Genomic DNA, 17,698 nt, shown 5'->3' with positions numbered 1-17,698 from the left:
AACAGTAAAAAAGCAAACCCAGTTTGACAAAAAGCCTATTTAAAAAGGTTAAGCCTAGATTAAATAGTCATTATTTCTTTCTCTTTGATCACAAGAATTTCATCTATTCTTGCTATATACTTGTCGGTAAGTGTCTGGATTTCATCCTCTGCATCTCTTTGAGCATCTTCAGAAATATCCAGTTTCTTTAGTTCGTTGTTGGCAGCTTTCCTGTCGTTACGAACCCCGATCTTGGCATCTTCAGCTTCTGCCTTTGCCTGTTTGGTAAGCTGTTTACGACGCTCTTCGGTTAATGGCGGAACATTTATAATTACACTCTCCCCGTTGTTCATAGGGTTAAAGCCTAAGTTAGCCAGCTGGATCCCTTTTTCGATCTCAGGGATCATTCCTTTTTCAAAGGGCTGAATGGAAAGCGTTCGGGCATCAGGTGTGTTCACGTTGGCCACCTGGTTTAGCGGGGTTTGTGATCCGTAATATTCTACCATTACACTTCCCAGCATCGCCGGATTAGCTTTCCCGGCACGAATATTAAGTAATTGCTTGTTAAGGTGAGTAATGGCTTTTTCCATTCCTTCTTTTGCAGAGTCTATTATAAATTCAATTTCGTCTTCCATTATCTGAGTGGTTTTAATGCTTAGTTAATACTGAAATTAAAGATTTACTTTTGTACCTACATTTTCTCCGGTAACAACTTTAAGAAGATTTCCGGGGGTGTTCATGTCAAAAACTATGATAGGCAGTTCGTTTTCCTGACTTAATGTAAAGGCCGTGGTGTCCATAACCTTTAGCCCTTTCCTAATAACATCGTCAAAAGTGATATAGTCGAATTTAGTGGCTTTCGAATCCTTTTCAGGATCGGCGGTATAGATTCCGTCTACACGGGTTCCCTTAAGGATCACATCGGCGTGTATCTCGATTGCTCTAAGCACTGCGGCCGAATCTGTGGTGAAGTATGGATTCCCGGTGCCACCTCCAAAGATCACGACACGTCCTTTTTCAAGGTGGCGAATCGCTTTTCTTCTAATAAATGGTTCTGCTACTTCGTTGATCTTAACGGCAGATTGCAGCCTGGTTTCCACTTCAGCATCTTCCAGTGCACTTTGTAATGCAAGTCCGTTTATAACGGTTGCAAGCATTCCCATATGGTCTCCCTGAACTCTGTCCATACCCTTGCTGGCTCCGGCAACACCCCTGAAGATGTTTCCTCCGCCAATTACAATGGCTACTTCAATTCCCTTATCGGTTACCGATTTGATCTCGGCGGCATATTCTGCCAGTCGCTCCGGGTCAATGCCATATTGGCGGTTTCCCATTAGTGCTTCTCCCGAAAGCTTTAGAAGTATTCTTTTGTATTGCATAGCAATTTTTATAGTGATTGGTGCAAATATAGGCAATATCTTAATTTGTGAAATAACTTATATCCAATGATTATTGGCTCAATCTGTAATCTTTTACAGGAATTTTACTGGTGCTTAAAATATAGTGGCCTGCCAAATTAGTCAATGCTTAATTTGGCCGGGTTTTTGCTACATTTGAAACCTGATTAATTCTTTAAAATCAACTAAAATGCTAGGATATTATGTAATTGCAGGGCTCATATTTATTGTGAGTTTATATGTAAGCAATAAACTTAAAAGTAAGTTTAAGAAATACTCGAAAGTACACCTTCAAAATGGTTTAAGCGGAAAGGAAATTGCCGAGAAAATGCTTCGTGATAATGGAATAAGCGATGTGCAGGTGATTTCTACTCCAGGAAAGCTTACCGACCACTATAACCCCCAGAAAAAAACGATTAATTTGAGCGAAAGCGTTTATACCCAGCGTAACGCGGCTGCGGCAGCGGTTGCGGCTCACGAATGCGGGCACGCCGTGCAACACGCGCAGGCCTATAGCTGGCTCCAAATGAGAAGCCAGTTGGTACCGGTGGTTAGTGTAGCTTCCAAAATGTCACAATGGGTGATCTTTGGGGGGTTGATGCTGATGGCCACCACGTCTTTGGGAAGCACGGTGTTGCTGATAGGAATCATAATGTTCGGACTGGGAACACTCTTTAGTTTTGTTACCCTTCCGGTAGAATATGATGCCAGTAAACGAGCACTGGTTTGGCTGGAAAACGAAAATATGCTTACTTCAAACGAGCATAAGGCAGCTGAAGACTCTCTGAAATGGGCCGCTAGAACTTATGTGGTAGCAGCTGTGGGTTCATTGGCTACCCTGCTTTACTTCCTGAGTATTTATATGGGAAGGGATTAAGAAAACAGATATAAAAAAGGCCGCTTATATAAGCGGCCTTTTTTTATTAAGTTATTTACAGGGGTTTCTTCCTGATCTCAGGAATTCGCTCATCAAGGAGCTTTAATCCAATCCCATCAGTTCCCAGAAGGTCGAACAACTCAAGGGCTCTTCTTATCATTTGTTCTTCTTCCATTTGTTCGTTTACAAACCATTGTAAGAAGTTTTCGGAAGTAAGGTCATTCACCTTTCGGCATTTCTGAACCAAATTATGAATAGATTCTGTGATCTCAATTTCCTGATCCAGAGCGGTCTCATAAATTTCTTCCAAAGACCCGAAATCGTGCTGTACTTCCTTTGTTTGAGGAGAAAAAGCCGTTCCGCCATTGTCGTTAATGAACCGGAAAATTTTCATCATATGCTCCCTTTCTTCAGTAGCCTGCTCATAAAAGAATTCGGCACTGCCCGTTAAAGCATTATGGTCACACCAGGAAGCCATAGCCAGATACGAGGCCGAAGATTGCGCTTCCTTTTGAATTTGTTTATTTAAAAGGTCCATGATGTCTACATGGATACTGAGTTTTTGTCTTACTAGATCTTTCATCGCTTTTGATTTTCCATAAATTTAACCAAAATGCGGTTAACCCCCTAATCTTCAGGAGTATTTAAAAAGAATCTAAATCCAGATAATTTTATTAGGAATTTAAGGCTGCCATCGAGTTTAACTCTAACATGGCGAAAGTAACCTTGATGAAATCTTTAAGCGCTATGACTTCATACGTATTGAAGATAAAAAGATGTGCGTTGTTGCACAGCATTACAAGCTCGAAGCCATGCTTGTTCCTCCCGTCAAAATGAGAATCAAGATCTATGGAATTGATCTGCTGTCTAAAGGCAAGTAGTTGGCATAAGCTCATTTTTACCGACTTATGCTTGAAATCTATAAAAAAGGAGCGCTGCCTGTCACACTGATAGGAAGTGAAATATGGGGATTGGTGTATCAATTTCATATCGGGTCAAACTTACTCCTTATTTAGAATAATTCCAAATATTAAATCTTAATTTGACGCTTAATTTGCTGATTTAAAGAAATGAAGGTCTCTGTTCTCGAAACGCCTTCTATGGCCTGTATATCTTTGTTGAGTACCTGCATTAGATGTTCGTTATCCTTGCAGAGAATTTTCAGGAAAATAGACCAGTTTCCTGTCGTGTAGTGACACTCGATAACTTCGGGGATTTTGCTAAGCTTTTTTACCGCCTGCGGATTGCTTACCGCTTTATCGAGATAAACCCCCACGAATGCCATAGTCTTATAACCAAGCATTCGGGGATCTATCATAAGTTTTGAGCCCTCAATAAGTCCGGATTTCTCAAGTTTTCTTAGTCGTTGGTGTACCGCCGCACCTGTAATGCCAATACTCCTGGCAATTTCAAGTATGGGCTTCTTGGCATCTTCCATTAGGTAACCTAAGATGGTTTTGTCTATACCATCTATCACAACATTTTCGTTAACTATCTTCATCCGGAGATTTTTGAGCTAAAATAATAATTTAAACAGAAGTTTAGTTTCCTACTTCTCCGAAAGGATTATAGCCAAGATATTCGGTTTCTTGTTCCTTGAATGCGATCTCGTGTTTTTCCAGTTCTTTCAGGATAGGGCCATAAACTTCTCTTTTTATAGGAAGCTGAACTCCCGGAGTTTTGATCTCTCCGTTGAGGATCTTGATCACGGCAATGGCTACCGGCAGCCCCACTGTTTTTGCCATAGCTGTCTCTGTTTGGTTCTTTCCGATATGTACCATAGTAGAATCAATCTGTTTCTTCTCTCCGTTCAGTTCGTAACCGAATTTATGGTACATCACGATCATATCCTTATCTTCAGGAGACAGAGACCATTTATCCATCAATATCTTCTGAAGCGCCTGCGCCGGGGTGGCATTTTTAAGCCCGATCTTTTTGTCCGGATTAAAAAGGTCTAGCTCTATGAGCTTTTCCCACATAATATCATCCTGGTCTATTTTGAGGTTGTGCCTCATTTTCAATTCAACCGAATCTGTAGGGGAGTAGGGAAGGAAGGAATTCACAAAGTCACGGTAACTCATATTCTCTGAATCCTGCATCTGGAAACTGTCATCAGTCATTCCCAGCTGCACGAACATATTCCAGGCACGGCTGAAGCCCACTCTTCGTATGGTCCCTCTGTATAGGGTTAAAGCATGGTCAAGGCCATAGATACTTTGGTAATCCAGGGAATTTCGGTTGGCATAACCTTCAAATTTGCCATATTCCGGCACCTCTAAAAACTCTGTCCTTCTGAAAAGGCGGTGATATGGTATATATTTGAACTTACCCTCCTGTAAGAATTCTGCTACGCCACCCTGTCCGGCAACTACTACATTTCTTGGATTCCAGGTGAATTTGTAATTCCAAAGATTGGTATCGCTTTCAGGAGCCACGAGTCCGCCGGTAAAAGATTCGAAAAGAAGCACTTTTCCGCCTTTATCGCGAATCCGGTCAATAACCTGCATCGCGCTCATATGGTCGATACCCGGGTCAACCCCAATTTCGTTCATAAAAATAAGGCCGTTTTCTTTTACCTCTTCATCAAGGGCTTTCATTTCCTTACTTATATAGGAAGCGGTTACCATATTCTTTTTGAACTTCACGCAGTCTTTAGCTACTTCTATATGAAACCTGGCAGGGAGCATGGAGATCACGATATCTGCATCCTGAATCGCCTTTTCGCGGCTTTCTTTTTCAAAGACGTCCAGCTGAATGGCTTCACAGCGTGGGTGGTTACGTCCGGCCTTTTTTGCATTCTCCAGGTCTATATCGCCAATTTTTAAATGAAGGTCCTCTTTTTCCGACTGGTCCAGAAGGTACTGGATGAGCACAGAGGTTGATTTTCCTGCGCCTACGATTAAAATTTCTCGCATAAATTAAGTTATTTTTGTGTAGTTGGTAACGAATGTATTAAATCTTTATATCATAAAAAATAAACTATGCAGCGTAGATTTTTAGTCGCCGGAGCTATCTTCGGACTTCTTGCCGTGATCATCGGGGCTTTTGCAACGCACGGTCTCAGGCCATTGCTGGAAGAGGCTTCAATGACGTCTTTTGAAACCGGGGTGAAATACCAGATGTATCACGCCTTATTACTTCTTGTATTAGGAGGTGGGAGTCTGAAGCTCCCTAAATACGGAAATGCGGTTTTTTACCTGATCCTTTTCGGCATCCTGCTATTTTCGGGTTCGATCTATCTTTTGGCCACTAACAGCCTTACTTCTCCCGATTTCACAAAAATAGCCTTGCTCACCCCTCTGGGAGGCAGCCTCTTAATAATTGGCTGGGTAATTCTTTTGCTTGGGTTTATTAAGTTAAAAAAGAAATAAAACTAAAGGATTTAGTATTTAATCTGTTTAAGATTTTTAATTTTGTTCCCTAAAACAAACCACACACTTTTAATTTTATGTTCGCAAACACCCAAATTACGAAAACGATTTCGTTAGAGAATTACGGGATCAAAGACGCAACAGTTCACTATCAATTAAGCCCTAAAAAATTACACAGGTTAACCATTGAAAAAAGACAGGGCGTTGAAGTGCTTTCAGGAGCTTTGGCCGTAAATACGGGAAAATTCACCGGGCGTTCTCCTAAAGATCGCTTTATCGTTAAAGATGAGGTGACCAGAGATAAGGTCTGGTGGGGAGATATTAATATTCCGTTCGATCCGGAAAAATTTGACAGACTTTACGACAAGGTTACAGAATACCTTTCAGGGAAAGAGGTTTATGCACGTGACGCTTATGCCTGTGCCGATCCCAAGTACAGATTGAATATAAGGGTTGTTAACGAGTATCCCTGGTCGAACATGTTCGCCAACAATATGTTCTTAAGACCCGACAAAGATGAGTTGGAAAACTTCAAGGAAGACTGGCTTATAGTTAACGCGCCGGGCTTTATGGCTGATCCTGAAGTTGACGGGACACGCCAGGAGAATTTCGCGATCCTTAACTTCAGTAAGAAAATAGCCCTTATTGGGGGTACCGGATATACTGGTGAGATCAAGAAGGGGATCTTCTCTGCGCTTAACTTCATCCTTCCTGTTTATAAGGAAACCCTGCCAATGCACTGTTCTGCCAATGTGGGAGAAGACGGTGAAACGGCTATTTTCTTTGGGCTTTCAGGAACGGGTAAGACCACGCTTTCTGCAGATCCTAGCCGAAAGCTGATCGGAGATGATGAGCACGGGTGGACTAAAGAAAATACCATTTTCAATTTTGAAGGCGGGTGCTATGCAAAGGTGATTAACCTTACCAAAGAGAACGAGCCTGATATTTTTCATGCGATCAAGCCGGGGGCCATCCTCGAAAATGTGATCCTGAATGACGAGGGAGATGTTCAGTTTGAAAATACAACGATTACACCTAACACAAGGGTAAGTTATCCTATAGATCATATTAAGAATATTCAGAAACCTTCTATGGGGAAGAACCCAAAGAATATTTTCTTTTTAACTGCGGATGCTTTTGGGGTATTGCCTCCTATAAGTAAGCTTACTCCCGGGCAGGCTGCTTATCATTTTATAAGCGGATATACTGCTAAAGTAGCAGGTACAGAGGCCGGTATTAATGAGCCGCAGCCAAGCTTCTCAGCTTGCTTCGGCGCACCTTTCATGCCGCTTCATCCAACCGAATATGCCGAGATGCTAAGTGCCAAAATGAAAGCCGCGAATGTAAATGTTTGGCTGGTAAATACAGGCTGGACCGGAGGTGCGTATGGCACCGGAAACAGAATGAAACTAAAATATACCAGAGCAATGATTACCGCAGCGCTTGATGGTAAGCTTGATGATGTTGATTTCACGACTCACGAACTTTTTGGCTTAAGTATGCCGGAATCTTGTGAAGGTGTTCCTTCTGAAGTCCTTAATCCCAGAGATACCTGGAAGGATAAAGAAGCCTATGATAATAAAGCCAAAGAGCTTGCGGAATCTTTTAAACGCAACTTCGAGAAATTTGAAGAATATGCTAATGATGAGATTATGACAGGCGGGCCGAAGGCTTAATTAGGACCTAACGGAACAGCATAAAAAAATCCGGTGTTCATTGAGAGCACCGGATTTTTTATTAATATAAAATGGAAGGTAAATTACTTTTTGTTCACCTCAGCTATATATTTATGTAACGCCATTGTCATAGAAGGCGTTTCAGCTGTAGGGGCCTTAATGTTTACCGTAAGACCGTGCTCTTTTGCCGCCTTAATGGTAGTGTTCCCGAACACTGCTATTCTGGTGTCATTTTGTTTGAAATCAGGGAAGTTTTCGAATAAGGACTTGATCCCGCTTGGGCTGAAGAAAACAAGAATGTCATAAGTCACATCTCTTAAGTGAGAAAGGTCGCTAACAACAGTTTTGTAAAACGTTGCCTGCTTCCAGTCTACCCCTAGTTTGTTAAGGGTCTTTGGGACATCAGGTTTCAGCATATCTGAAGAGGGGAGAAGGAACTTCTCATTCTTATACTTCTTGATTAGCGGAGACAGCTCGGCGAAAGTACGTTTTCCAACATAGATCTTTCGCTTACGGTATACTACATATTTCTGTAAGTAGTAGGCTACGGCTTCACTCAAACAAAAGTATTTTAAGGTGTCCGGCACCTTGTAACGCATTTCCTCAGCAATCCTAAAAAAGTGGTCTACGGCATTTCGACTTGTTAAAATGATCGCGGTATATTTAGAAAAATCTACCTTTTGTTGCCGTACTTCTTTAGATGATACTCCTTCGACATGAATAAACGGGATGAAATCAATTTTTACTTTTTGTTTTTCCTCCAGCTCAAAATAAGGTGAGTTTTCCACTTTAGGTTCAGGCTGGGAAACTAAAATTGTTTTCACTTTCATATATCAATACTTTTATTTGATCCTTTTAAATTGTAAAAAGCTTGTACAAAATAATATAAGGGGCAATTTCGAGTGCGCAAAGGTACAAAATAAAATAAAACCAGTTGCTTACAATTGTATTTTGATTTTGTTTATAAATGACAAAAAGACTGATCAGGTTGGCTAGTAAAATTGTAATAATCAGGCCGTAAATTAAGATCCGGGTGGGTTCAAGGCTATAAATAAGTAAGGCTGCTGCCACCAGGATGCCGATTGAAATAAAATTACGGTGACTTAATTTCTGAAATAGATAATAGTCCATTTGGGCATCAAATTCAAAGATGTTCGAAATAATCTTGTCTATCCCAAACTTCACCAATACAAAGCCCATATAAGCGGTAAGGATCCTTATGAACACCACAAGAGGCTTGGGAGGCTTAGCTTCTATAAAGAATGTATACAGCAAATAAAGGAAAGTCGAGACTGCCAGAACATTAACTATGAACATCAAAATGTTAAAAGGATGAAAAGCTTTGTTCTCCTTTCCTTTAAACACCATAAATTTGTTCGAGTTCAGCAATGAGGCAAATTCCTCGAAACGTTGTGGGTATAGGCTCCTTACAGTTGCCAGTAATGCCAGAGAGACCATAAATATTATGGTTATCCAGTCCAGGGTTTCCACATGTCGTTCTATCGCTTGCAAGTAAAAATTTTTTTACAAAGGTAAAATTATTTGCTGCTAAAACTTAGTCTGTAAGCAAAGAAACGATTATTTAAAATGCCTACATTTGTGCAAAATTTCACAGGATGACAAAGGGGATAATTATTGTACCCACTTTTAATGAAATTGAGAATATAGAGCGACTTGTCAGGAATATTTTTTCTTTGCAGCGCAGTTTTCATATTTTGGTGGTCGATGATAATTCTCCCGACGGGACGGCAGCCCGGGTGAGAACGCTGCAGGCGGAATTTCACGATAAGTTGTTCCTGGAAGAACGCACCGGAAAATTAGGCCTGGGGACGGCCTATATTCACGGTTTTAAGTGGGCGCTTGAGCGGGATTACGATTTCATTTTTGAAATGGATGCCGATTTCTCTCATAACCCTAACGATCTGGTTAGACTCTATAATGCTTGTAAAAGAGAGGATGCAGATGTTGCCATCGGGTCGAGATACATCACCGGGGTAAACGTTATAAACTGGCCAATGAACAGGGTGTTAATGTCCTGGCTGGCATCAAAATATGTAAGGTTTATAACCGGGATGGAAATTCACGATACCACTGCCGGTTTTGTATGCTATAAGCGGGAGGTCCTGGAGAGTATAGATCTGGACAATATTCAGTTTGTGGGTTATGCTTTTCAAATTGAAATGAAATTCAAGGCCTATCTCCTGAAATTCAAAATAAAGGAGGTTCCTGTGATCTTTACAGACAGGACCAGGGGAACTTCTAAAATGAGCGGCTCCATAATTTCTGAAGCCGTTTTTGGGGTAATAAAAATGAAAATTAAAAGTCTTTTTAATAGGATCAAATTGTAATGAAGAAGGTTTTAATAAAGAACGCGAAGATTGTTAATGAAGGCAAAATCAGGGAAGCTGATGTTTTTATTGAAGACGGAATAATTGTGGAGATCGCTGAGAGCATCAGCGCTAAATCTCCTAATGTGAATATCTTTGATGCCGAGGGAACACACCTTTTACCCGGGCTTATCGATGACCAGGTGCATTTTCGGGAACCGGGGCTTACCCATAAGGAAACCATTGAAATGGGGTCCCGAGCGGCTGTAGCAGGAGGGATCACTTCCTTTATAGAAATGCCGAATACAATCCCTCAAACCACTACAATAGAAAGGTTGGAGGAGAAGTTCAGGATAGCTGAAAAATCTTCCTATGCCAATTATTCATTTATGTTTGGGGGGACTAACGATAACCTTGAAGAGATTCTGAAGGTAGACCCTAAGACCACCGCGGCTCTTAAACTCTTCCTCGGATCGTCTACGGGAAATATGCTGGTAGATGATGAGAAGGTACTTGAAAACATATTTTCAAAGTCTCCGTTAATGATCTGTGCGCATTGTGAAGATGAGGATACCATTCGCAAAAATACCGAAGAGTATGTTGCAAAATATGGAGATGATATTCCTATCGAGTGTCACCCTAAAATAAGAAGTGAAGAGGCCTGTTATAAATCTTCTTCCAGGGCTGTGGCTCTGGCTAAGAAAACAGGGGCAAGACTGCACGTTTTTCACCTGTCTACGGCCAAAGAATTATCGCTTTTCACTAATAAAAAGCCTTTAAAAGATAAAAAGATCACCGCTGAGGTTTGTATCCACCACTTGTGGTTCAACGATTCAGATTATGCTAAAAAGGGTACGTTTATCAAGTGGAACCCGGCTGTTAAGACCGAGGCAGACCAAAAGGCGTTGCTTCAAGGAGTTATAGACGATTATATAGATGTGATCGCTACAGACCACGCACCACATACCAAGCAGGAGAAGAAAAATGTATATACCAAGGCCCCAAGCGGCGGACCTTTGGTTCAGCACGCCTTACCTGCAATGCTGCAGTTCCATCATCAGGGCAAGATCTCTTTGGAAAAGATCGTAGAGAAGATGTGTCATAACCCTGCAATCTTATTCGATATCAAAGATCGCGGATACATCAGGGAAGGTTATAAGGCCGATCTGGTTCTTGTAGATCTGAATGCGCCCTGGGCCGTTCAGCCGGATAATATTGCTTACAAGTGCGGCTGGTCTCCGTTCGAAGGGACAACCTTTAAATCCAGGGTGACACATACTTTTGTTAATGGAAACCTGGTATACAGAAACTTTAAGCATCAGCCTTTTGCCAATGTAGCCGAAAGACTGAGCTTTGATCGTTAAGATGAAAAGAAAGGCCTTAAATATAGTTACCACAGTACTTCTTTTTGCTTCCTGCCAGAATGTGGAAAAGGTGGAAAAACCGAAGGATCTCCTTCCTGAAGATAAAATGGTCGAGGTGCTAATTGATCTTTCCATAATTAATTCTGCCCGGAACTATAATAAGCAGCAATTTGAAGAGTTCGGCATCGATCCGGACCAATATGTTTTTGATAAACACGGGGTCGATAGTCTTCAGTTTGAGCGGAGCAACAATTATTATTCAGATAACTACTCGACATACGAGGATATTTATTCCAGGGTAAAGGACAGTCTGCAGTTGAAGAAAAGCAAGCTGGATTCTCTTAGGACCGCTGAAGAAAAAATGAAAGATACCATTCCAGCTGACGACAGGAAACGGGATAGCCTGGATCAGGTTCCGCCCGATATCCAAAGAAGCCGTACAGGAGCTATGTATAAGGACAGTCTGGTGGCCCCGCCGTCAGTAGAAGATATTCAGTAACAGCAGCTACGATTTGTAATACTCAGCGGTCTTTTCAATGACTTTGTGTATTGGTGTAAACCTCAGGCCCGTTTTCTCCTGAATTTTACCATTGTCAAAACGGGTCTCTTCAAACAGTGTTTTTGCACTGTCTCTGGTGATTACCTGTTTAAAACCAAATACCGACCCGGTTTTCTGGGCCAGCCATCCCATATAGATCATCCATTTTTTCAAAGCTTTCTTCGGTTTGGGTTTGTCCAGGGCTTCGGCGGTTTTGCATAGCACTTCTTTGAAGGCAATATTCTCGGAAACTACGATATACCTTTTGTTCTTCACACCGGCCTTCATTAGGTGCCTCATAGCTTCAACTGTATCCCAAACACTAACAAAACCGGTTACTTTCGGGAAATGAAAATTCAGGCCATTATCGACCTTTTTGAAGAGCAGTCCGCTGCCCGAATCCCAAAATCCTGGTCCTATGATAACTCCCGGGTTTACAATCACGACCTTAAGTCCTTCCTGGGAGCCGCGCCAGACTTCTATTTCGGCTCCGTATTTTGAGATGGCATAATCGCTGTGGTTTTCTTCCGGATTCCAGGGACTGTCCTCATTTACCATTTCGCCGTTTAAAGGGCGACCAAGGCTGGCTATGCTGCTAACATAGCAAAGTTTTTCAATGGAATTTGCAATGCACAGGTTCACTACATTGGCTGTGCCTTTTATGTTGACCTTTCGAAGCTTCTTTTCGTCATTAACATTAAATGAGACCAGGGCAGCGCAATGATAGACTCTGGAAATTCCTTCGAAGGCTTCGGTTAGGGCGGGAATATCGTTGATATCGGCTTCGGTCCATTCAATTGCTTTGAAAAATTCTTCGGCCTTATCGGTATAATAAGAAAAGACCTGCTTTACTTTTTGCAGGTCGCTGTTTTTGCGATGAATGGCACGCGGCTTTTCACCTGACTTTACCAGATTATAAAGCAAATGTGAACCAACCAATCCTGTTCCTCCGGTTACTAAAATCATAGCGTAAATATAGCTAAAGCACTTAGGAAAAATAAGAGTTTATGGTATCTTTACGGCTCTTTTTAGAGCAAAAACCGAGATATGAGCAAAAATTTTGTTGAAGAACTAACCTGGCGCGGAATGTTACACGATGTGATGCCGGGAACCGAAGAACATTTAAACGAAGCTATGCGGGCGGCTTATGTGGGTTTTGATCCTACTGCCGATTCGCTTCATATAGGAAATCTTGTGCCTATTATGTTGCTCGCGCACTATCAGCAATGTGGCCATAAACCATTTGCCCTGGTAGGGGGAGCAACCGGGATGATAGGAGACCCTTCCGGGAAGTCCAGTGAAAGGAACTTGTTGGACGAGCCTACATTAAGGCACAACCAGGAATGTGTGAGAGAACAATTGTCTCAGTTTCTCGATTTTAATTCGGGAGCAGAGAATGAAGCGGTGATGGTGAATAATTACGACTGGATGAAGAACATTGGCTTTCTTGAATTTATTCGTGATGTAGGGAAGCATATTACCGTTAACTATATGATGGCTAAAGATTCGGTTAAAAACAGACTTACCGGAGAAAGTAGCGACGGGATGTCTTTTACCGAATTCACTTACCAGCTCGTTCAGGGATATGACTTTTTGCATTTGTACAGGAACCATAGTTGTACCCTTCAGATGGGAGGAAGTGACCAGTGGGGAAATATCACCACCGGGACCGAACTTATCAGAAGAATTGGGGACGGGAAAGGATATGCGCTTACCTGTCCGCTTATCACTAAAAGTGATGGTAGTAAATTCGGAAAGAGTGAAGGGGGGAATATCTGGCTTGATTCAAAAAGAACCTCTCCATATAAATTTTACCAGTACTGGTTAAACACCAGTGATGAGGATGCTGAGCGTTATATCAAGATCTTTACCTTTCTCGACAGGGAAACTATTGAGGCTCTTATAGCCGAGCATAAGGAAGCGCCTCATATGCGTTTGCTTCAGAAGCGCCTTGCAAAAGAGGTGACCATTACTGTTCATAATGAAGAAGAATATGAAAAAGCCGTAAAGGCTTCTGAGGTATTGTTCGGAAAAAGTACGGCCGATGACCTGAAGAGTCTTGATGAAAAGACCTTCCTTGATGTTTTTGAAGGGGTGCCTCAGGCGGAAATTGAAAAGTCTGAGATAGAAGCAGGGCTTGATATGATTGGAGCGCTTTCGGCTAAAACCGGTTTTTTAAATTCGAATGGAGAAGCCAGAAGGGCATTAAAAGAAAATTCGGTTTCTGTAAACAAAGAGAAGGTAAAGGAGGATTATGCCATAGGACTTTCAGACCTTATTAATGATAAATATGTCATTATTAATAAAGGAAAGAAGAATACTTATATTATCAGAGCGATCTAAAGCAAAAGCCCCGAATCGGGGCTTTTTTTATGATCAGATTGTTTGGGTTGGCCTATAATACAAATCCCTCTGGACAGGGCGTCCAGAGGGATTGCAACTAACTAACCAATCTAATATGAAAAAAATTTCACTTAGCCTGCAAGGCATCAATAGAAACTATACTATTAGAAGCTTGCATATAAGTAGTCGATAAAAGATCGAATCATTACAGGTTTAACAAGGAAATAACATTTCGGCAACAGTCTTTAACAGATCCTTAGGTTTTGTTGTAGTTTGCTGATTATAAAACCATAAGGTTGCAGCCCCGAATGTCACTGTTATCAAACCTTCCGAGGATTTCATAATTATTGTAGGATATTTCTTTCCCAAGGTCCTGTGTAGCTATAAAAGAGCAGGAATTGAGGTTGGCGAGGTCTATGATGTTAAGACCACCGGTTTTATTCCTTGGGAGATATGTCAGTGCATCTTCCGGATCCCTGATAAGTAATTTCATCCAGGGAGGGCACTCAAAAATTCCGTTGCCTTTGGAATAGGCCTGGGAGAGCAGCTCGGTCATCCCATATTCGCTGTGAATATTTTTAACCCCGAACCCTTCAGCGAGTATTTTATGTAATTCCTTCCGGATCATCTCTTTCCTTCGACCTTTCATTCCGCCGGTTTCCATAACAATAGTGTTTTTTAAATTGAAACTGTAGGCTTCAACAAGATCCATCAGAGCAAAGGAAACACCTATCAGAAGGATCGGTTTTCCCTGGCGGTCAAGCTCCTTCAGTCTTTCGCTGAGTTCCTCAAGATTGTGCAAATAGAAACCGCTTTCGGGTTGTTCGCTCTGCTCTATGAGAGAGTTGACCATATAGATGAGGGAGGAGCCTTCCCTTTCGAGGTAGGAGGGAAGTAGTGCCAGGATTACAAGATCTTCAGGCTTTCCGTAAAATTTTTCAAAACCGCGAATAAAGCTTTCTTCGTAGATACCCAGATCTGTCACATAATGCTTGCTGGTATTGCTGCCGGTAGTCCCGCTGCTGGTAAAGGTGATGACAGCCTCCTTTTGGCTGCTCAGGATTCTTTGAGATTTGAAGAACTCTATGGGCAGAAAGGGGATCTCTTTTAAGCTGCTTACATTTAGAGGGTCTCTGCCAAGCAGATCACAAAATCTTTGGTAGACCTTATTGTTATCATATTGAAATTTGAAGACATCAAGACTGGTTTGAACGAATTCCTCGTCTGAAGAAATATTGAAAATCCGGTTTTCCAGCATAGTAAAGATTCAGAATAAAAAAAGCTTCTTTAGAAAAGAAGCCTGAATATATTTTTATAAAGAGTAATATTTATCGTACAACCAGTTTCCTGGTAGACTTGCTGCTCTCTTCCTGTATCTTAAGGATATAGATTCCCGCATCCAATGAAGAAACATCAAGTTCCTTACCACGCAACCGCGCCTTGTAAATAGGTTTTCCTAAAACATTATAGATTTCAATATCTTTTTCAAGGTTCCTGGCGGTGCTGATATATACTTTCCCACCGGTTACTGGGTTAGGGTAAATAGAAAGGCCTTCGATCTGAACTTCTGTTCTATCTGGCATACGCATATTGTCCTGAGCGTTCGCCGGACTGGCAAACAATAGGAAACACGCTAAAATAAAACTATAAAGGTAGATTTGTTTCATCCTTTCTGATCGAGGTTTATACAAACTTACAAATAAAATTTAAATAAATGAACAGCCGCAATTGGATATTAGGTTAAATCTTTTGTTAAAGAAAAAGGCTGCCAGTGGCAGCCCTAATCTCTTGTATATGAATTGACTAATCCAAAATTTAAAAATTACAGTCCTGCAGAAATCCAAGTCCACCCGGAGATATCTACCTGATCTCCAAGATTGAAGTCGGCACCCAGAGAAGCCTCTGCTCCATCAATTTTAACATTTGAAAGTGGCCCATTATCTCTCATGTCGATGTAAGTATCGTAACCTTCAAGGTAAAGGTTTGTGAAAGTAGCACCCGACTCTTTCTTGAACTGAAGTGCGGTTCCTCCCGTGGAAGAGATCGCGGTAAAGTTGGAAAGAGTTGGATTTCCGTTCACACCATCGGCTTCAACAGCAGTAGAGAAGTCTTCGATGTCGTGTTTCACGTAAACATTGGTGGCTGAGCCGTTCCATCCTTCAGTCCAGTCTACGGCATCATCTTCATTGTTCTCAAGGTACAGGTTAGTTACCACTGCAGTTCCGCCAAAGAATTCAACTCCGTCATCGGCACCGTTGATCACTGCAACATTCTCTACTATAGTTTCTGAACCTACAGCATAGAACGAAATTCCATTGTATTGAGAGTCGGCATTAATCTGAGCTCCTGTACCTGAAATTACCAGGTTTTTGATACTACCCGAACTGTCAGTATCATCATTGCCACCGTAAATAAATCCTCCAACTTCGGCAGTGGCACCTGCTCCGGCAGTGGTTGTTGCTTTTCCGCAAAGTGTAAGTCCGCCCCAGTCTCCGGGATTGGCATTCACTGAGGAAATTACCACAGGATTTTCTTCAGTTCCCTGAATGTCTATCATTCCGCCTTGCAGAACAGCAATGTAAACGTCGGTTCCCCCGTCACGGGCAACGATCCTGGTCCCCGCAGGGATAATAAGCTTTCCTCCTTCTTCAACGATGTAAGAAGAGTTTAGTTCGTAAGTTACGTCCGGGTTAAGGCTAACTTCGGTATTGATTACACCCTGAAGAACAGTTTCAGCAACAACTGAACGGTTATTGATCCAGTCGAAATCACTTTCTGATACCGTAGCCGCAGTAGTATATGTCATTTCAGGATTTGCAGCTTCCCCTTCAATAATCACGTTGGCCAGCGGCCCTTCATCTCTCATATCTACAGAAGTGTCATATCCGGTAAGAGAAAGTCCTGTGATAGTTGCTCCGGATTCTTTTTTGAACTGAAGTGCGGTACCCCCCGTAGAAGATACAGCGGTAAGGTTAACAATTTTAGGGTTTCCGTTGGCCCCGTCAGCTTCAACAACGGTAGAAAAACCTTCGATGGTGTGAAGAATATAAGCATCTGTTACAGTTCCATTCCATCCTTCGGTCCAGTCGATGGCATCATCTTCGTTGTTCTCAAGGTATATTTTGCTTACCGAAACGGTTCCTCCAAAGAATTCTACCCCGTCATCAGATCCGTTGACCATTGCTACATTAGAGATCTGTGTGCCTGAACCTACCGCATAAAGGCTAAGCCCGTTGTACTGAGAATCTGCATTTATCTGTGCTCCCGCACCTTCAATTACAAGGTAGTCGATAGACCCTGAGCTGTCGGCATTGTCATTACCTCCGTAAACGATTCCGCCTACTTCAGCAACAGCACCTGCACCGGCAGTGGTCTCGGCATTACCGGCAATTACAAGGCCGCCCCAGTCTCCGGGATCTCCGTTTGCAGAGGCCATAATTACCGGGTTAGAGGCAGTTCCCTGGATCTCAATATCGGCATCCTGGTGCACCACTATATAAACATCTGTTCCTTTATTGGCAGTGATTTTGGTTCCTGCGGGAATTGTAAGCGTATTGCCGGCGGTTACCTCAAGGGTTCCGGTAAGTGAATAAGAAGTAGAGGCATCAAGCGTCATATCTTCATTTAGTTCACCTGAAAGTTCGGAGTTTACGGGATTTGGCTCTTCGCCTCCTCCGGTTTCTATCAGGTCGTCATTGGTGCTGCAGCTCGCCAGGAACAGGCCTGAAACTGCTGCAAATAGCATAGAAAGATTTCTTAAAGAATTTCTCATTTTTTCTCGATTTAAATTAATGCTGGTTTTCACAATTAATGTTGGTTACGTGGT

Annotated in this window: 19 protein-coding genes; 7 read left to right on the top strand and 12 right to left on the bottom strand. The window is 42.0% G+C overall.

The window, feature by feature from the left end; all coding sequences use genetic code 11:
• Positions 1-59: 59 nt before the first annotated feature.
• Positions 60-614, bottom strand: a complete 555-nt coding sequence (gene frr / locus ACFQ3Q_RS01010) for a ribosome recycling factor (RefSeq protein WP_380742053.1) — start codon at positions 612-614, stop codon at positions 60-62.
• A 36-nt stretch (positions 615-650) separates the two neighbouring features.
• A complete protein-coding gene (gene pyrH, locus ACFQ3Q_RS01005) occupies positions 651-1,358 on the bottom strand; it encodes a UMP kinase (protein WP_380742051.1) in 708 nt (235 codons plus the stop codon).
• A gap of 208 nt (positions 1,359-1,566) precedes the next feature.
• Here pyrH and ACFQ3Q_RS01000 point away from each other — a divergent pair, with 208 nt between their 5' ends.
• A complete protein-coding gene (locus tag ACFQ3Q_RS01000) occupies positions 1,567-2,253 on the top strand; it encodes a zinc metallopeptidase (RefSeq protein WP_380742049.1) in 687 nt (228 codons plus the stop codon).
• A gap of 55 nt (positions 2,254-2,308) precedes the next feature.
• Here the strand turns inward: ACFQ3Q_RS01000 and ACFQ3Q_RS00995 are convergent, their stop codons facing one another.
• From ACFQ3Q_RS00995 to ACFQ3Q_RS00980, 4 genes are all read right to left on the bottom strand, one after another.
• Positions 2,309-2,836 (bottom strand): ferritin, encoded by a 528-nt coding sequence (locus ACFQ3Q_RS00995; protein ID WP_380742047.1) that lies wholly within the window; start codon positions 2,834-2,836, stop codon positions 2,309-2,311.
• Between the two features lie 91 nt (positions 2,837-2,927).
• Positions 2,928-3,242, bottom strand: a complete 315-nt coding sequence (locus ACFQ3Q_RS00990; protein WP_380742045.1) for a hypothetical protein — start codon at positions 3,240-3,242, stop codon at positions 2,928-2,930.
• A 41-nt stretch (positions 3,243-3,283) separates the two neighbouring features.
• Entirely contained in the window at positions 3,284-3,754 is a 471-nt protein-coding gene (locus ACFQ3Q_RS00985) for an Lrp/AsnC family transcriptional regulator (protein ID WP_380742043.1), read from the bottom strand.
• Between the two features lie 40 nt (positions 3,755-3,794).
• A complete protein-coding gene (locus tag ACFQ3Q_RS00980; protein ID WP_380742041.1) occupies positions 3,795-5,168 on the bottom strand; it encodes a saccharopine dehydrogenase family protein in 1,374 nt (457 codons plus the stop codon).
• A 66-nt stretch (positions 5,169-5,234) separates the two neighbouring features.
• On the opposite strand from ACFQ3Q_RS00980, the gene ACFQ3Q_RS00975 reads away from it, so the two are divergent.
• A complete protein-coding gene (locus ACFQ3Q_RS00975; RefSeq protein ID WP_380742040.1) occupies positions 5,235-5,624 on the top strand; it encodes a DUF423 domain-containing protein in 390 nt (129 codons plus the stop codon).
• A gap of 77 nt (positions 5,625-5,701) precedes the next feature.
• Positions 5,702-7,300, top strand: a complete 1,599-nt coding sequence (gene pckA / locus ACFQ3Q_RS00970; RefSeq protein WP_380742038.1) for a phosphoenolpyruvate carboxykinase (ATP) — start codon at positions 5,702-5,704, stop codon at positions 7,298-7,300.
• 83 nt (positions 7,301-7,383) lie between these two features.
• On the opposite strand, the gene ACFQ3Q_RS00965 is transcribed toward pckA, so the two are convergent.
• Positions 7,384-8,130 (bottom strand): uroporphyrinogen-III synthase, encoded by a 747-nt coding sequence (locus ACFQ3Q_RS00965; protein ID WP_380742036.1) that lies wholly within the window; start codon positions 8,128-8,130, stop codon positions 7,384-7,386.
• Between the two features lie 25 nt (positions 8,131-8,155).
• On the bottom strand, positions 8,156-8,812 hold the full coding sequence (locus ACFQ3Q_RS00960; RefSeq protein ID WP_380742035.1) for a DUF4271 domain-containing protein: 657 nt from the start codon (positions 8,810-8,812) through the stop codon (positions 8,156-8,158).
• A gap of 104 nt (positions 8,813-8,916) precedes the next feature.
• Between ACFQ3Q_RS00960 and ACFQ3Q_RS00955 the strand changes: the two genes are divergently transcribed.
• From ACFQ3Q_RS00955 to ACFQ3Q_RS00945, 3 genes are read left to right on the top strand one after another with little or no spacing between them, the layout of a single operon-like run.
• Entirely contained in the window at positions 8,917-9,648 is a 732-nt protein-coding gene (locus ACFQ3Q_RS00955; protein ID WP_380742033.1) for a polyprenol monophosphomannose synthase, read from the top strand.
• Positions 9,648-10,991, top strand: coding sequence for a dihydroorotase (locus ACFQ3Q_RS00950; RefSeq protein WP_380742031.1), 1,344 nt, complete (start codon positions 9,648-9,650; stop codon positions 10,989-10,991). The genes ACFQ3Q_RS00955 and ACFQ3Q_RS00950 overlap by 1 nt, the downstream gene beginning before the upstream one ends.
• A 1-nt stretch (position 10,992) precedes the next feature.
• Positions 10,993-11,490, top strand: coding sequence for a DUF4296 domain-containing protein (locus ACFQ3Q_RS00945; RefSeq protein ID WP_380742029.1), 498 nt, complete (start codon positions 10,993-10,995; stop codon positions 11,488-11,490).
• A 6-nt stretch (positions 11,491-11,496) separates the two neighbouring features.
• On the opposite strand, the gene ACFQ3Q_RS00940 is transcribed toward ACFQ3Q_RS00945, so the two are convergent.
• Complete coding sequence (locus ACFQ3Q_RS00940) at positions 11,497-12,495, bottom strand: NAD-dependent epimerase/dehydratase family protein (RefSeq protein WP_380742027.1); 999 nt, start codon at positions 12,493-12,495, stop codon at positions 11,497-11,499.
• Positions 12,496-12,576: 81 nt separating this feature from the next.
• Between ACFQ3Q_RS00940 and tyrS the strand changes: the two genes are divergently transcribed.
• Positions 12,577-13,872, top strand: coding sequence for a tyrosine--tRNA ligase (gene tyrS / locus ACFQ3Q_RS00935; RefSeq protein WP_380742026.1), 1,296 nt, complete (start codon positions 12,577-12,579; stop codon positions 13,870-13,872).
• 280 nt (positions 13,873-14,152) lie between these two features.
• Here the strand turns inward: tyrS and ACFQ3Q_RS00930 are convergent, their stop codons facing one another.
• The 3 genes from ACFQ3Q_RS00930 to ACFQ3Q_RS00920 form a co-directional block, all read right to left on the bottom strand.
• Positions 14,153-15,130, bottom strand: a complete 978-nt coding sequence (locus ACFQ3Q_RS00930) for a LuxE/PaaK family acyltransferase (protein ID WP_380742024.1) — start codon at positions 15,128-15,130, stop codon at positions 14,153-14,155.
• A 70-nt stretch (positions 15,131-15,200) separates the two neighbouring features.
• Positions 15,201-15,539, bottom strand: a complete 339-nt coding sequence (locus ACFQ3Q_RS00925) for a T9SS type A sorting domain-containing protein (protein WP_380742022.1) — start codon at positions 15,537-15,539, stop codon at positions 15,201-15,203.
• Positions 15,540-15,694: 155 nt separating this feature from the next.
• Complete coding sequence (locus tag ACFQ3Q_RS00920; RefSeq protein WP_380742020.1) at positions 15,695-17,644, bottom strand: hypothetical protein; 1,950 nt, start codon at positions 17,642-17,644, stop codon at positions 15,695-15,697.
• Positions 17,645-17,698 lie beyond the last annotated feature (54 nt).

The organism is Salegentibacter chungangensis (genome assembly GCF_042678405.1).
Classification (GTDB): domain Bacteria; phylum Bacteroidota; class Bacteroidia; order Flavobacteriales; family Flavobacteriaceae; genus Salegentibacter_A; species Salegentibacter_A chungangensis.
The sequence above is the reverse complement of the archived record's forward strand: the minus strand, read 5'-3'. Positions and strand labels throughout refer to the sequence as shown.

Excerpts from the sequence above, each read along its gene's own strand:
- ACFQ3Q_RS00955 (WP_380742033.1), top strand. The coding sequence starts at position 8,917 with ATGACAAAGGGGATAATTATTGTACCCACTTTTAATGAAATTGAGAAT.
- ACFQ3Q_RS00985 (WP_380742043.1), bottom strand. The coding sequence starts at position 3,754 with ATGAAGATAGTTAACGAAAATGTTGTGATAGATGGTATAGACAAAACC.
- pyrH (WP_380742051.1), bottom strand. The coding sequence starts at position 1,358 with ATGCAATACAAAAGAATACTTCTAAAGCTTTCGGGAGAAGCACTAATG.
- ACFQ3Q_RS00975 (WP_380742040.1), top strand. The coding sequence starts at position 5,235 with ATGCAGCGTAGATTTTTAGTCGCCGGAGCTATCTTCGGACTTCTTGCC.
- ACFQ3Q_RS00945 (WP_380742029.1), top strand. The coding sequence starts at position 10,993 with ATGAAAAGAAAGGCCTTAAATATAGTTACCACAGTACTTCTTTTTGCT.
- frr (WP_380742053.1), bottom strand. The coding sequence starts at position 614 with ATGGAAGACGAAATTGAATTTATAATAGACTCTGCAAAAGAAGGAATG.
- ACFQ3Q_RS00980 (WP_380742041.1), bottom strand. The coding sequence starts at position 5,168 with ATGCGAGAAATTTTAATCGTAGGCGCAGGAAAATCAACCTCTGTGCTC.
- ACFQ3Q_RS00925 (WP_380742022.1), bottom strand. The coding sequence starts at position 15,539 with ATGAAACAAATCTACCTTTATAGTTTTATTTTAGCGTGTTTCCTATTG.
- tyrS (WP_380742026.1), top strand. The coding sequence starts at position 12,577 with ATGAGCAAAAATTTTGTTGAAGAACTAACCTGGCGCGGAATGTTACAC.
- ACFQ3Q_RS00995 (WP_380742047.1), bottom strand. The coding sequence starts at position 2,836 with ATGAAAGATCTAGTAAGACAAAAACTCAGTATCCATGTAGACATCATG.
- ACFQ3Q_RS00940 (WP_380742027.1), bottom strand. The coding sequence starts at position 12,495 with ATGATTTTAGTAACCGGAGGAACAGGATTGGTTGGTTCACATTTGCTT.
- ACFQ3Q_RS00920 (WP_380742020.1), bottom strand. The coding sequence starts at position 17,644 with ATGAGAAATTCTTTAAGAAATCTTTCTATGCTATTTGCAGCAGTTTCA.
- ACFQ3Q_RS00950 (WP_380742031.1), top strand. The coding sequence starts at position 9,648 with ATGAAGAAGGTTTTAATAAAGAACGCGAAGATTGTTAATGAAGGCAAA.
- ACFQ3Q_RS00965 (WP_380742036.1), bottom strand. The coding sequence starts at position 8,130 with ATGAAAGTGAAAACAATTTTAGTTTCCCAGCCTGAACCTAAAGTGGAA.
- ACFQ3Q_RS00990 (WP_380742045.1), bottom strand. The coding sequence starts at position 3,242 with ATGAAATTGATACACCAATCCCCATATTTCACTTCCTATCAGTGTGAC.
- pckA (WP_380742038.1), top strand. The coding sequence starts at position 5,702 with ATGTTCGCAAACACCCAAATTACGAAAACGATTTCGTTAGAGAATTAC.
- ACFQ3Q_RS00930 (WP_380742024.1), bottom strand. The coding sequence starts at position 15,130 with ATGCTGGAAAACCGGATTTTCAATATTTCTTCAGACGAGGAATTCGTT.
- ACFQ3Q_RS01000 (WP_380742049.1), top strand. The coding sequence starts at position 1,567 with ATGCTAGGATATTATGTAATTGCAGGGCTCATATTTATTGTGAGTTTA.